The organism is Streptomyces sp. MMG1121 (assembly GCF_001280015.1).
Classification (GTDB): Bacteria; Actinomycetota; Actinomycetes; order Streptomycetales; family Streptomycetaceae; genus Streptomyces.
Genome location: NZ_LGDV01000233.1, coordinates 1 through 13,718, shown reverse-complemented (window position 1 = coordinate 13,718; position 13,718 = coordinate 1). Strand labels below are relative to the sequence as shown.

Genomic DNA, 13,718 nt, shown 5'->3' with positions numbered 1-13,718 from the left:
CCTCTAAAACGCCAACGCAGCCCCTCGGACGTCCCGCAGACTGCCTCCTCCGGCCGGGCCGGCTGGGCTGACATGGCCGATCTCCTCCCCCTCATCGTGTGTTAGCGGAGCCGATCCATGCTCACGACCCTGAACACCACCTATACCGATACGCGCGCCGCCGACCTCGCCTGGGCCCTGGGACGCGAGCCGCTGCCGGCCCTGGCCACCCTCGACCTCGAACTCACGGGCGCGAAACTCCAGTTGAGGCTGCTCGGCGCGTCCCACCAGGTGCTGCTGGAGGAGGAGCACGGCAGCTGCTCGGAGACGGTCGCGTGCATCCCCGGCTCCAGCACCCCGCTGCCGCTCGGCGTCGCCAAGCGCGTCGGCGACTGGGAGTACGAGTTCGCCGCCCGCGTCGAACTGCTCACGCCGGGCTCGTTCGCGGGCCGCGCCCAGGAGTTGCTCGCCCTCGTCTCCGACCATCCGCACGGCCTCGCGGGCGTCTTCCCCGGCAGCCCGCACGCCTTCACCGCGATGCTGGCCCAGCGTCACGAGGGCCAGGTGCACTGGCGCACCTGGCACGCCTACCCGCAGGACGGGCAGTTGGTCGCCACCCGCACCCGTGTGGGCGCGCGGGCGAAGACGTCCGTGGCATAAACCCGTGCCGCCTCAACTGGCCCCAGATCCACACGTGTGGGTGACGAAGCGTGCCGAGTATGTGACGTAACGTCGCAGAGTGATCGAACCGCACGCCCCCGCGCCCCCGGGCGCCCCGCCCCACTGGACAGGGCCCGCCCGGCTGCCCGTCCGGCCCGGCACCGGGCGGTTCCTGGTCCTCGTGTGCGTATTCGTCTGCGCGGCCTGCGGACTCGTGTACGAGCTCGAACTTGTCGCGTTCGCCTCGTACTTGATCGGTGACTCGGTCACCCAGTCCTCGGTCGTGCTGTCCGTCATGGTGTTCGCGATGGGCGTCGGCTCGCTCGCCGCCAAGCGGCTGCGCTGGCACGCGGCCGCCGGCTTCGGCGCGATCGAGATCGCCCTCGCGCTCGTCGGCGGATGCAGCGCGATGGCGCTGTACGCCGTCTTCGCCTGGACCGGCGGCTGGGGCGGGGTCTGGTCCGACGGCCCGCGCTTTCTGCTGGTCGCCTTCTCCCTCGCCATCGGCCTGCTCATCGGCGCCGAGGTCCCGCTGCTGATGGAGCTGATCCAGCGCATCCGGCGTCAGGACGCGGGCGGCGCGGTGGCCGACCTGTTCGCCGCGGACTACGTCGGCGCGCTGGTCGGCGGCCTGGCCTTCCCCTTCCTCCTGCTGCCCTTCCTGGGCCAGTTGACCGGTGCGCTGGTCACCGGCACGGTCAACGTCGTCGCCGGCGGCGCCCTGGTCCTCGGCCTGTTCCGCCGCGACCTGACCCGCCGGGCCCGCTGGACGCTGCTCGTCGTCGGCCTCGTCGTCCTCGGCGTCCTCGCCTCCGCGGCAGCCCTCACCGACGACTTCGAACGCGCGGCCCGGCACGCCGTCTACGGCAAGGACGTCCGGGTGGCCGTACAGACCGGTGTGCAGGAGGTCGTCCTGGCCGGCGGCACCGACGGCAGGCCCCTCGACCTCTTCCTCGACGGCCGGCTCCGCGTCGGCGGCCGCGACGAACGCCGCTACCACGAGGCCCTCGTCCACCCGGCCCTGTCCGGCGGCCCGCACGCGCGCGTGCTGATCCTCGGCGGCGGCGACGGCTTGGCCGCCCGCGAGGTGCTGGGCGAGCGCGGGGTGCGCCGCCTCGACCTCGTCGAGATCGACGCCGGTCTGGTCCGGCTGGCCCGCCACGACCCCGGCCTGTCCGCCGCCAACGGCCACGCCTACGACGATCCCCGCGTCCACGTCGTCACGGCGGACGCCTTCGGCTGGCTGCGCGGCGCGCCCCCGGCGGCGTACGACGTCGTGATCGCCGACCTGCCCGACCCGGGCATCACCGCCAGCACCAAGCTGTACTCCCAGGAGTTCTACGGCCTGGCCCGCCGCGTCCTCGCCCCCGGCGGCCGGCTCGTCGTGCACGCCGGACCGGTCACCACCCGCCCCCGCGTGTTCTGGACGGTCGCCGCGACCCTGCGTACGGCGGGCTTCTCGACCTCCCCCTACCGGGTCCTCGGCCACGACTCCGGCTTCGCCGCCGGCCCCGACCGCTCGGCCGGCGCCTCCCGTGCCCCGCACGACTGGGGCTTCCTGCTGGCCGCCCCGGCCCCCGCCGGCCCGCCGCCGCTGCGCCTGGACCCCGGACGGCTGCACACCCTGACCCAGGCCGGCCTGACGGCGGACGCGGCGGCGGCGCGTGGGACGCGGATCCTGGGACTGCCGCCGTCGACGCTGGTGCATCCGCGATACTGACCGGCCGGTCGTGCGAGGGTACGTTCCGGCCGCTCATGGGTAGGCTCAGCGGACATGGAGCACCAGGTCTTCGTTCCGGTTCCCGCCGAGCGGCTCAGGGCCGCGCTGGCCGATCCCGCGCGAGTCGCCCGGGCGGTCCCCGGCCTCCAGCAGGACGCCGGCGCCGAACCGGTCGCCGGCCGGCTGAAGCTGCGCGTCGGCGGACACTCCGTCACCTACCGGGGAGCGGTGCGGATCACGCCCCGCGAGGACGGCGGGTACGCCGTGGAGGGGGAGGCGACCGAGGCCCGCGGCACCGGCACCGTGAAACTCGCCCTCACCCTGCGCCTCACGGACACCGAGGGTGGTACGACGGTGACGGCCGAGGGCACGGCCGACACGGACGGCAGGATCGCCGAACTCCCGGCGGACGCGGTGAGTTCGGCGGCGGTCCGCCTGCTGAACCGTTTCGTGGAGAACCTGGCGGCGGAGCCGGTGGAGGCGGCGGAGGAGAGCCGTACCGAGTCCGCCTCCGTCTTCGACACCGAGGTGCCGCCGCCCTCGCTGGACCCCGCCGCCGACCGTCTCACCGGGGACTTCACCGACACCGGTGAACCCCCCGCCGAGGCCGCGCACGCACGCCGCACGATGATCGGCCGCAGCGCCGAGGAGGTCGACCACGCCCCGCCCCGCGGCCGCTACGCCCCGGTCCCGGCACCCCAGACGGCCGCCGGGAACCAGGCCCTGCGCTGGGCGGCACCGGCGGCGGCGCTGGCGCTGGCGTCGGCGATCGTGGTGGGCAGGGCACTGCGCAGACGCCGGTGAGGTTTCCAGGGGCGCGGGGACCTGCGCGACCGGCCGCGACGTGCCCGCAGCCGAAGCAGCGACCGGTCTCCCCAGTACTGTCATCCCGTGAGTAACGAAGACATCACGCTGACAGCAGGCGACGCGGCCGCACGCGTCAGCCCCGCCAACGGCGGCCGTATCAGCGGCCTCAAGGTCGACTCCCTGGAGCTGCTCCGCCAAGGGGACCGCTTCGGCTGCTTCCCGATGGTGCCGTGGTGCGGGCGGATCGAGAACGGCCGCTTCCGGGACGGCGCCACCGTCCGTCAGATGCCGCTCAACTCCCCGCCCCACGCCATCCACGGCACCGCCCGCGACGGCGCCTGGAAGGTCGCGCGCGTCACGGAGAACGAGGCGGTGATCACGTACGACCTGGTCGACCCCTGGCCGCACCCCGGCCGGGTCACCCAGATCGTCACGCTCACCGAGGACAGCCTGACGCTGACGATGGGCGTCGAGGCGACCGGCGACTCCTTCCCGGCGCAGATCGGCTGGCACCCCTGGTTCCACCGCAACCTCGGCGGCGAGGACGTGACGCTCGACTTCAAGCCCGCCTGGCAGGAGGAGCGCGGCGACGACCACCTGCCCACCGGCCGGCGGATCGACCCGAGGCCCGGCCCGTGGGACGACTGCTTCGGCATGCCCGACGGCGTCGACGTCACCCTCACCTGGCCCGGACAGCTGGAGCTGAAGGTGACGAGCCGCGACGAGTGGGTCGTCGTCTACGACGAGCAGGCAGAGGCCGTCTGCGTGGAGCCGCAGACCGGCCCGCCCAACGGCCTGAACACCATGCCGCGCCTGGTCACCCCGGTGGATCCGCTGGAGGCGACGACGACCTGGAGCTGGCAGCGCCTTTAAGCTGGCAGGCATGACGGACGTACGCGGCGCGCTGCTGCAGCAGATCAAGGACAAGGCCGTGGTGCACGGCAAGGTGACCCTCTCCTCGGGTCTGGAGGCCGACTACTACGTCGACCTGCGCCGCGTCACGCTCGACGGGGAGGCGGCCCCGCTGGTCGGCCAGGTGCTCCTGGACCTGACGGCCGACCTGGAGTTCGACGCGGTCGGCGGCCTCACCATGGGTGCCGACCCGGTCGCGGCCGCCATGCTGCACGCCGCCGCCGCGCGCGGGAAGCGGCTGGACGCGTTCGTCGTCCGCAAGGCCGCCAAGGCGCACGGCATGCAGCGGCGGGTCGAGGGCCCGGACATCGCCGGCCGGCGCGTACTCGTCGTCGAGGACACCTCCACCACCGGCGGCTCACCGCTCACCGCGGTGGAGGCCGTGCGCGAGGCCGGCGCCGAGGTCGTCGCCGTCGCGACGATCGTGGACCGGGCGACCGGCGCCGCCGAGAAGATCGAGGCCGGCGCGGGTGTTCCGTACCGGTTCGCCTTCTCGAAGGATGAACTGGGTCTGGACTGACCGCGCGGTTCGACCTGGACTTGGCCCGGTGACGGTCGGGGCGCCGACCATCACCGCATGTCTGGAAAGATGGGGACGACGATGACGTCACCCCTCAGGTCTAGGTCAGGGCCGTAACGCAGAACCTCTCACCCGCAACACAAGGAGCGGACAGATGCCCATCGCAACCCCCGAGGTCTACAACGAGATGCTCGACCGGGCGAAGGCAGGCAAGTTCGCCTACCCGGCCATCAACGTCACCTCGAGCCAGACCCTGAACGCGGCGCTGCGCGGTTTCGCGGAGGCGGAGAGCGACGGCATCGTCCAGATCTCGACCGGTGGTGCCGAGTTCCTCGGCGGCCAGTACAGCAAGGACATGGTGACGGGCGCGGTCGCCCTCGCGGAGTACGCGCACATCATCGCCGAGAAGTACCCGGTCAACATCGCGCTGCACACCGACCACTGCCCGAAGGACAAGCTCGACGGGTACGTACGTCCGCTGCTCGCGCTCTCCGAGGAGCGGGTGAAGGCCGGCCGCAACCCGCTCTTCCAGTCGCACATGTGGGACGGCTCCGCCGAGACCCTCGCCGACAACCTGGCCGTCGCCCAGGAACTGCTGGAGCTGGCCCGCCGGGCGAACATCATCCTCGAGGTCGAGATCACCCCGACCGGCGGCGAGGAGGACGGCGTCTCGCACGAGATCAACGACGAGCTGTACACGACGGTCGACGACGCGATCCGCACCGTCGAGGCCCTCGGTCTGGGCGAGAAGGGCCGCTACCTGCTGGCCGCGTCCTTCGGCAACGTGCACGGCGTGTACAAGCCGGGCAACGTCGTGCTCCGTCCCGAACTGCTGAAGGAGCTGAACGACGGCGTCGCCGCCAAGTTCGGCAAGCCCGCCCCGTTCGACTTCGTCTTCCACGGCGGTTCCGGCTCCACCGAGCAGGAGATCCAGACCGCGCTGGAGAACGGCGTCGTGAAGATGAACCTCGACACCGACACCCAGTACGCGTTCACCCGTCCGGTCGCGGGCCACATGTTCGCGAACTACGACGGCGTCCTGAAGGTCGACGGCGAGGTCGGCAACAAGAAGGCCTACGACCCGCGTACGTGGGGCAAGCTGGCCGAGGCCTCCATGGCCGCGCGTGTCGTCGAGGCGACGAAGAACCTGCGCTCGGCGGGCAACAAGATCAAGTAAGCGGCGTTTTCCAGCGGGCCCGGCGGCTGTCTACAGCGCCGGGCCCGCTGTATATCTGGGTACATGCCCGATGTCCGGCTGTCCTCGCCCCGGGGCAAGTGGATCCTGCTGACCACGGTGCTCGGCTCCAGCATGGCTTTGCTGGACTCGACCGTCGTCAATGTGGCGCTGCCACGCATCGGCCGTGACCTGGGCGCGAGCCTCGCCGCGCTGCAGTGGACGGTCAACGCGTACATGGTCACGCTGGCCGGCCTGATCCTGCTGGGCGGCTCGCTCGGCGACCGCTACGGCCGCCGGAAGATCTTCGTGCTGGGTGTGGTGTGGTTCGCGGCGGCGTCCCTGCTGTGCGGTGTCGCACCGACTCCGGGGATCCTCATCGCCGCGCGGGCGCTGCAGGGCATCGGCGGTGCCCTGCTGACCCCGGGATCGCTGGCGATCATCCAGGCCTCCTTCCATCCCGACGACCGCAGCCGGGCCGTCGGCCTGTGGTCCGGCTTCGGTGGCATCGGCGCGGCCGTCGGCCCGTTCCTGGGCGGCTGGCTGGTGATCGGCCCCGGCTGGCGCTGGGTGTTCCTGCTGAACGTCCCGCTGGCGCTGCTGTGCGTGCCGGTGGCGCTGCGGCATGTCCCGGAGTCCCGCGACAGCGGCGCCCACGGCCGTTTCGACGTCCTGGGCGCGGTGCTGGGCGCGCTGGCCCTGGCCCTGCTGACGTACGCGCTGATCGAGGCCCGTACGGGTTCCCTGGCGGTGACCCTGACGGCGGTCGCGGGCCTGGCCGCGGCGGTCGCCTTCGTCCAGGTCGAACGGCACCGCGCGGACCCGATGCTCCCGCCGGACATCTTCGCCTCGCGCCAGTTCACGGCGGTCAACCTGGTCACCCTGTGCGTGTACGCGGCCTTCGGCGGCTTCTTCTTCCTCACCGCGCTGCAGCTCCAGGTGGTCGCGGGCTACTCACCGCTCGCGGCCGGTACGGCGTTGCTGCCCACGACGATCCTGATGCTCCTCTTCTCGGCCCGCTCCGGCGCCCTGGCCGACCGCACGGGCCCACGCCTGCCACTCACCGTCGGCCCGCTGTTGTGCGCGGCGGCGATGCTGCTGATGCTGCGGGTGGGCCGGCACGCCGACTATCTGACGGACGTCCTGCCCGCCGTGCTGGTCATGGGCGCCGGCATGGTCACCCTGGTCGCGCCCCTGACCGCCACGGTGCTGGCCTCGGTGGACACCACCCGGGCCGGCCTGGCCAGCGGCATCAACAACGCGGCGGCCCGGGCGGCGGGCCTGATCGCGGTGGCGGCGCTGCCGCTGCTGGCGGGGATGGGGCCCGAGGCGTACCGGTCCCCGGCGGCTTTCGGCGCCGCGTTCGACAAGGCGATGCCAATGTGCGCGGGGGTACTGGTGGTGGGCTCGGCGCTGGCCTTCGCCCTGGTCCGCCGGCCGGGGCCAGGGTGCCGGCGGCCGGAGTGCCGGACGCACGGGAGCGTGACGGCTCCGCCGTTGGAGGGGGAGGGGCGCGGGTAGGCGCCGGGAGTTCGGGTTGCGGCGCCCTCAGCCGTCATGCCGCCGATCCGTGAGCCAGACTGGACCCCATGACGATTCACGAGAACCTCCTCGGCGGCCCGCCCCCGACCCATCTGCCCGACGACCCGGAGCCCCGCGAACTCCTCGCGAACGGGACCGCCCCCGCGGACGTCGCCGCCAAGTACCCCACCTCCTCCCTCGCCTGGGCCCAGCTGGCCGACGAGGCGTTCGAGCGCGGTGCGGTCGTGGAGTCGTACGCCTACGCCCGTACGGGCTACCACCGCGGCCTCGACGCGCTGCGTCGAGCCGGCTGGAAGGGCCACGGCCCGGTGCCCTGGGAGCACGAGCCCAACCGCGGCTTCCTGCGTGCCCTGCACGGTCTCGCCCGTGCCGCGCAGGCGATCGGCGAGCAGGAGGAGTATGAGCGCTGCTCGCAGTTCCTGAAGGACTCCTCCGCGACGGCCGCCCAGACCCTGGGCTGACCCTCACGGGAGTCACCGGTGTGGCCCGTCCCGCAACGGGCGGGCCTTGCCGTGAAGGAGTCGATTACAGAGGATGCGGTTGGGGACCGGGGCCCCCGTGCCGGAATCGGCAGGGGCGGACCGCTACCCGGAGTACAACAGGAGACAGCGATGTCCCAACAGGCTCGCCCCCACGAGGCCGCTGAGCCCGAGACCCCGCATCTCGACCCCAACCTCGACTTCGCGGGTACGACACCGTACGAGGACTACGTCAGGGCGGACGTGCTGACCCACCTCCAGCACACCCTCTCCGACGATCCCGGCGAGATGGTCTTCCTGGTCACGACCCAGGTCATGGAGCTGTGGTTCACGGTGATCGTGCACGAGTGGGAGACCGCCGCCCGGGCCGTCCGCTCGGACGACGTACCGACCGCGATCGCCGCGCTGAAGCGTTCCGTACGGGAGCTGGAGGCGCTGAACACCTCCTGGACCCCGCTCGCCCAGCTCACGCCCGCCCAGTTCAACTCCTACCGCTCCGCCCTCGGCGAGGGCTCCGGCTTCCAGTCGGCGATGTACCGGCGCCTGGAGTTCCTGCTCGGCGAGAAGTCCGCCTCCATGCTCGTACCGCACCGCGGCGCCCCGCGCGCACACGCGGAGCTGGAGAAGGCGCTGCACGAGCCGAGCCTGTACGACGAGGTGCTGCGGCTGCTGGCGCGGCGCGGCCACCCGATTCCGGCCTCCGTCCTGCAGCGCGACGCCTCTGCGCGGTACGAGCCCTCCGACCAGGTCGAACAGGCCTGGGCGACGATCTACTCCGGCGACCAGGACGCCGAACTCGCCCGTCTGGGCGAGGCGTTGACCGACGTGGCCGAACTGGTGTGGCGCTGGCGCAACGACCACCTGGTCGCCACCCGCCGCGCGATGGGCGCCAAGGCCGGCACGGGCGGCTCGGCCGGTGTGGCCTGGCTGGAGAAGCGCGCCCGCAAGAACGTGTTCCCGGAGCTGTGGACGGCGAGGTCCCATGTCTGAACTGGCTCTGCTCGCGGAGAAGCTGGACGCCGAGGACGCTCTGGCGCCCGTCAAGGGCCGCTTCGTCCTCGACGACGTGGTGTACCTGGACGGGAACTCGCTGGGCGCGCTCCCCGCGCACGTCCCCGACCGGGTGGCGGACGTGGTCCGCCGGCAGTGGGGCGAGCTGCGCATCCGCTCCTGGGAGGAGAGCGGCTGGTGGACCGCGCCCGAGCGGATCGGCGACCGGATCGCCCCGCTGGTCGGCGCCGCACCGGGCCAGATCGTCGTCGGCGACTCCACGAGCGTCAATGTTTTCAAGGCGGTTGTGGCCGCCGTGCGGATGGCGGGCGAGGGCCGGACCGAGATCCTGGTCGATGCCACCACCTTCCCCACGGACGGCTACATCGCCGAGTCGGCCGCCCGGCTGACCGGCCGCACCCTGCGCGCCGTGACCCCGGCCGAGGTCCCCGCGGCCCTCGGCGGCCGTACGGCGGCGGTGCTGCTGAACCACGTCGACTACCGCACCGGCCGGCTGCACGACCTGCCCGCCCTGACGGCCGCGATCCACGCCTCGGGCGCCCTCGCGGTCTGGGACCTGTGCCACAGCGCGGGCGCGCTGCCGGTGGGCCTGGACGAGCACGGGGTCGACCTGGCGATCGGCTGCACCTACAAGTTCCTGAACGGCGGCCCGGGTGCACCGGCGTACCTCTACGTCCGCGCGGAACACCAGCCGCGCTTCGACTCCCCGCTGCCCGGCTGGAACTCCCACTCGGCCCCCTTCGACATGAGCCCGTCCTACGCTCCGGCGCCGGGCGCGCTGCGCGGCCGCGTCGGTACGCCGGACATCCTGTCCATGCTGGCCCTGGAGGCGGCGCTGGAGGTCTGGGACGACGTCTCGGTCACCGCGGCCCGCGCCAAGTCCCTCGCCCTGACGGACTTCTTCCTGCGTTGTGTGCGGGCGTACACCGAGCCGGGGCGCGTCGAGTCCGTGACGCCCGAGCGCCACGAGGAACGCGGCAGCCAGGTCGCGCTGCGCTGTGCGGACGCGGGTGAGGTGATGAAACGCCTGATCAGCCGAGGTGTCGTGGGCGACTTCCGGTACCCGGACGTGCTCCGCTTCGGCTTCACGCCGCTGTACCTCGGCTTCGCCGAGACGGAGCGGGCGGCCCGGATCCTGGGGGAGGAGCTGACCTAGGGGCGCTTGGGGGCGCCCGGGGGGATGTCCCTCTCCCTCCCCGGGCGCCTCCCGACCCGTGCAGAACCGTTGGACCACCGTGGAACCGGGCAACCCTCACCCTGCGTGACATCCCCATGTCCGCGCACGTCACCGGCCTGATACCGTCCCCGCCAACGGTGAAGGACAAGTTCCCGAACGGTCCGCCACACGCCAAACCCGTTCCATCGCTGAGAGGTTGGAGCATGCCGGACGACGCCGCAACAGCCCGCGCCGCCGCCGAAGAGTCGTCGGCCTTCGCGCACCCCCCGGTCGACCCCGACGTCAGCTCCCCCTACGGCAGCCACCCCGACCAGGTGATCGACTTCTACGCGCCCCGCACCGCCGTGGAGTCCCCGGCTCCGCTGGTGGTGGCCCTGCACGGCGGCGCCTGGCGGGCCCGGTACGACCGCCGGCATCTGACGCCCTTCGCGGACTACCTGGCCCGTAGGGGTTTCGCGGTGGCCAACGTCGAGTACCGGCGCGGCGGCGGCGATCCGCTGATCCCCGGGCAGAACACGGGCGACACCACGCCTTTGGCCGGCCGCTGGCCCGACACCTTCGACGACGTGGCCGCCGCGCTGGACGCGCTGCCCGCGCTGGTCCGCGAGGCGCTCCCGCAGGCCGACCCGCGCCGCACGGTCCTCACCGGCCACTCGGCCGGCGGCCACCTCGCGCTGTGGGCCGCGGCCCGCCACGTCCTGCCCGCCGGCGCCCCTTGGCGCACGGGCCGTCCGGCCCCGCTGCGCGGCGTCGTCGCCCTCGCCCCGATCGCGGACTTCGAGGTCGCGGAGAAACTGGACGTCTGCGGCCACGCGAGCCTGCAACTCCTGGGCGGCCACGACACCTTCGCCGAGCGCCGCCCGTACGCCGACCCCGTCCTTCTCCTCCCGACGGGCATCGCGACGACCGTCGTCCAGGGGCGTGCGGACCTGGAGGTGCCCCAGGCGGTGGCCGAGTCGTACGCGGACGCGGCGGCCAAGGCGGGCGAGGTGGTGGGCCTGACCCTGCTGGAGGACGTGGGCCACTTCCCGCTGATCGACCCGGCGGCGGACGCGTGCGCGGTGGTGGCCGAGGAGATCGCCCAACTGGCCTGGTGACGCCGGGAGTACGACACCGGTTCCGGCGGCGGCCGCGACCCCTCCGGGCCGGCCCCGGTCATACCCGTAGTACCTGAGAGCTACCCCGAAGGACAGCTCTCAGGCGGGACGCCAACGACGAGCCCCGATCCATAACTTCCTTGACAGACAAGCCCGATGGCCGGGCTCTCTGAAAGGAAGCCGACCATGGGGCACCTCCGCCGGACCACACACCCACGGCCGGGCCGGGAATCCGCGCCCTCGCCGCCTCGCCCGCAGTCGCCGCCGCCGAATGCGGCCGACGAGGGCCCCCCGCGCCCGGCGACGAAACCGTCACGAGTGGTGCGGGTGGGAACACGGTCAAAAGCGGCCCGCACCAGAAAGTGGCGCCGAGCCTTCCTCGCCGCGCTGCTCACCACAGCCATCGCGGCCCCCCTCTCCGCCGCCACCACCCACCCCCGGATCCCGTCCCCTCGCCCCGCCGCCCTCCCCGCCCTCACCGCAACGACCCTCCGCACGACCTACGAGGCCAACCGGGCCGACGCCACCGAGGCCGCCCGTATGGCCGCGGCGCACGGCGACAGCCACCGCGCCGCCGCCGACCGCGCCCTCGCCGCCCCCTCCCGTCACCTCCTCACCTTCGACGGCCGGGGCGCGGGCGAAGCCACCGAGGTCCTCGGCGACCTCGCCCGCGCCGACCACATCGCCGTCCTGGTGCCCGGCTCCGACACCTCCCTGGACACCTACGCCCGCTTCCACAAGGCCGCCGCGGCGCTGTACAGCGACCTCACGCACCGCGCGCCGCACGGCACGCGCGTCGCCGTCATCGCCTGGCTCGGCTACGAGACCCCGGCCACGGTCAGCACCACGGTGACCACGACCAGCCGAGCCGACGAAGCCGCCCCTCAACTACGCGCTTTTGTGCGGCAGTTGCGCACCGCGGCCAAGCCGCAGGCACACCTCTCCCTGCTCTGCCACTCCTACGGCTCGGTCGTCTGCGGCCGAGCCGCCCCCGGCCTGGCCGCCGACGACATCGCCCTGGTCGGCAGCCCCGGCACCGGCGCGGACTCGGCCGCCGACCTGCACACCAACGCCCGCATCTGGGCGGCCCGCGGCAGCGACGACTGGGTGGCACACGTCCCGCACGTCAGCGCCCGGCTCTTCGGCACCACCATCGGCTTCGGCACCGACCCGGTCTCCCACGCCTTCGGTGCCCGGGTCTTCGACGCGGCCGACGCCGGCCACAGCGACTACTTCACCCCGGGCTCGGCCTCCCTCGCCAACCTGGCCCGGATCACCCTTGGCGAGACCTCGGAGGTGACCCGTGTCTGAGTCCGCCGTACGCCACGCCGTTCACACCCTTCGCCGTACCGCCCAGCGCGTCGACTCCGCCACGCCCGCCGACCGGGACCGCGCGGTCGACGCCCTGCGGGCCTTCGCGATCCTCGGTGTCGTCCTCGGCCACTGGCTGATCACCGCGCTGGTGGCGAAGGACGGCGGTCTGCACACCACCAGCCCGCTCCAGCACATGCCCTGGCTGGCCCCGATCTCCTGGCTGTTCCAGACCCTGGCCGTGTTCTTCCTGGTCGGCGGCCATGTGGCGACCCGCAGCCTGGCCTCGGCCCGGACGAGAGGCGAGAGCTACGGCTCCTGGCTGCGTGCCCGCCTGACCCGACTGCTCCGCCCGGTGGCCGCACTGCTGTGCCTGTGGGCGGTCGCCGCCACGGTCCTGTTCCTGACCGGCACCCCGCCGGCCACGATCGAGTCCCTGGTCAAGCTGGCGCTGTCCCCCCTGTGGTTCCTGCTCGTCTTCGCCGCCCTGACGGCCGCCACCCCGCTCCTCGCCCGCCTCAACCCCCTCTGGCCGCTGGCCGTCGTCCTGCACGTCGACATCCTCCGCTTCGGCCTGCACCTCGGCCCGTCCTGGCTCGGCTGGCTGAACGTGGCAGCGGGCTGGCTGGTGCCGTACACCCTGGGCGCGGCCTGGACCCGGGGCGAGCTGGACGGCCGTCGCGCGGCCTGGGTCCTGTTCCTCGGCGGTACGGCGGCCACGGCCCTGCTCATCGGCTTCGCGGGCTACCCGGCGTCCATGGTCGGCGTCCCCGGCGCGGCGATCTCCAACCTCGACCCGCCGACGCTCGCGGCCGTCGCCTTCGGCCTGGCCCAGTGCGGCCTGGCCCTGCTGCTCCGCGACCGCCTGCGCCGCGTGATGTCCCGTCCGCCGATCTGGGCGGGGGTGGCCCTCGTCAACCTCTCCGCGATGACGATCTACCTCTGGCACCAGACGGCCATGATGGCCACGACGGCGACGGGCCTGACGGCCGGCCGTCTGCCCGGTCTGCACACCGCACCGGACTCCCTGCTCTGGGTGACGTACCGCCTTGCCTGGCTCCCCGTCTTCACCCTGGTCCTGGCCCTGTGCTGGACCGCCTTCCGGCACCACGAGCAGGGCCCGCGCCGCCCCCGAAACCGCACGTCGCACGTGGTCCGTCGCCACCTGCCGCCAGCAAAGACCCCGCACAATGCCTAGTGTTGACTCCGTGAACCCCGTGGCCGCCGACGACGACAACGACCGACAGCGGCGACCCGCATCCGAGAACGAACCCGCGACCGCCCCCGAACCCGGTACCACCGCGACAGAACCCACCCCCACCCCCTCCC

13 protein-coding genes are annotated in these 13,718 nt (G+C 73.0%); all 13 read left to right on the top strand.

The genetic code is table 11. From position 1 onward, the window contains the following. Positions 1 to 117 precede the first annotated feature (117 nt). The 13 genes from ADK64_RS35745 to ADK64_RS35685 all read left to right on the top strand — a co-directional run bounded on the left by ADK64_RS35745 (position 118) and on the right by ADK64_RS35685 (position 13,587). Positions 118 to 639 carry a DUF2617 family protein gene (locus tag ADK64_RS35745; protein ID WP_053666174.1) on the top strand — a complete coding sequence of 174 codons (522 nt, stop codon included), beginning with the start codon at positions 118 to 120 and terminating at the stop codon, positions 637 to 639. 79 nt (positions 640 to 718) lie between these two features. Beyond that, positions 719 to 2,359: a polyamine aminopropyltransferase gene (locus tag ADK64_RS35740; RefSeq protein ID WP_053666172.1), complete on the top strand. Its 1,641-nt coding sequence runs from the start codon at positions 719 to 721 to the stop codon at positions 2,357 to 2,359. A gap of 54 nt (positions 2,360 to 2,413) precedes the next feature. Beyond that, positions 2,414 to 3,163 carry an SRPBCC domain-containing protein gene (locus tag ADK64_RS35735; protein ID WP_053666171.1) on the top strand — a complete coding sequence of 250 codons (750 nt, stop codon included), beginning with the start codon at positions 2,414 to 2,416 and terminating at the stop codon, positions 3,161 to 3,163. 87 nt (positions 3,164 to 3,250) lie between these two features. After that, positions 3,251 to 4,039 carry an aldose epimerase gene (locus tag ADK64_RS35730; protein WP_053666169.1) on the top strand — a complete coding sequence of 263 codons (789 nt, stop codon included), beginning with the start codon at positions 3,251 to 3,253 and terminating at the stop codon, positions 4,037 to 4,039. 10 nt (positions 4,040 to 4,049) lie between these two features. Beyond that, entirely contained in the window at positions 4,050 to 4,598 is a 549-nt protein-coding gene (gene pyrE / locus ADK64_RS35725) for an orotate phosphoribosyltransferase (protein WP_053666167.1), read from the top strand. 154 nt (positions 4,599 to 4,752) lie between these two features. Next, positions 4,753 to 5,775, top strand: coding sequence for a class II fructose-bisphosphate aldolase (fbaA, locus tag ADK64_RS35720; protein WP_053666165.1), 1,023 nt, complete (start codon positions 4,753 to 4,755; stop codon positions 5,773 to 5,775). A gap of 63 nt (positions 5,776 to 5,838) precedes the next feature. After that, the gene (locus ADK64_RS35715; RefSeq protein ID WP_053666163.1) at positions 5,839 to 7,293 is read left to right on the top strand and encodes an MFS transporter; all 1,455 of its coding nucleotides are present in this window, start codon (positions 5,839 to 5,841) and stop codon (positions 7,291 to 7,293) included. A 68-nt stretch (positions 7,294 to 7,361) separates the two neighbouring features. After that, positions 7,362 to 7,775, top strand: a complete 414-nt coding sequence (locus tag ADK64_RS35710; protein ID WP_053666161.1) for a DUF3151 domain-containing protein — start codon at positions 7,362 to 7,364, stop codon at positions 7,773 to 7,775. A gap of 150 nt (positions 7,776 to 7,925) precedes the next feature. Next, positions 7,926 to 8,783: a tryptophan 2,3-dioxygenase family protein gene (locus ADK64_RS35705; RefSeq protein ID WP_053666159.1), complete on the top strand. Its 858-nt coding sequence runs from the start codon at positions 7,926 to 7,928 to the stop codon at positions 8,781 to 8,783. After that, on the top strand, positions 8,776 to 9,960 hold the full coding sequence (gene kynU / locus ADK64_RS35700; protein WP_053666157.1) for a kynureninase: 1,185 nt from the start codon (positions 8,776 to 8,778) through the stop codon (positions 9,958 to 9,960). The genes ADK64_RS35705 and kynU overlap by 8 nt, the downstream gene beginning before the upstream one ends. Before the next feature lie 224 nt (positions 9,961 to 10,184). After that, positions 10,185 to 11,078, top strand: coding sequence for an alpha/beta hydrolase (locus tag ADK64_RS35695; protein ID WP_053666155.1), 894 nt, complete (start codon positions 10,185 to 10,187; stop codon positions 11,076 to 11,078). A gap of 321 nt (positions 11,079 to 11,399) precedes the next feature. Next, the gene (locus ADK64_RS35690) at positions 11,400 to 12,389 is read left to right on the top strand and encodes an alpha/beta hydrolase (RefSeq protein WP_420713084.1); all 990 of its coding nucleotides are present in this window, start codon (positions 11,400 to 11,402) and stop codon (positions 12,387 to 12,389) included. After that, a complete protein-coding gene (locus ADK64_RS35685) occupies positions 12,382 to 13,587 on the top strand; it encodes an acyltransferase family protein (RefSeq protein ID WP_053666151.1) in 1,206 nt (401 codons plus the stop codon). Before ADK64_RS35690 ends, ADK64_RS35685 begins: the two co-directional genes overlap by 8 nt. Positions 13,588 to 13,718 lie beyond the last annotated feature (131 nt).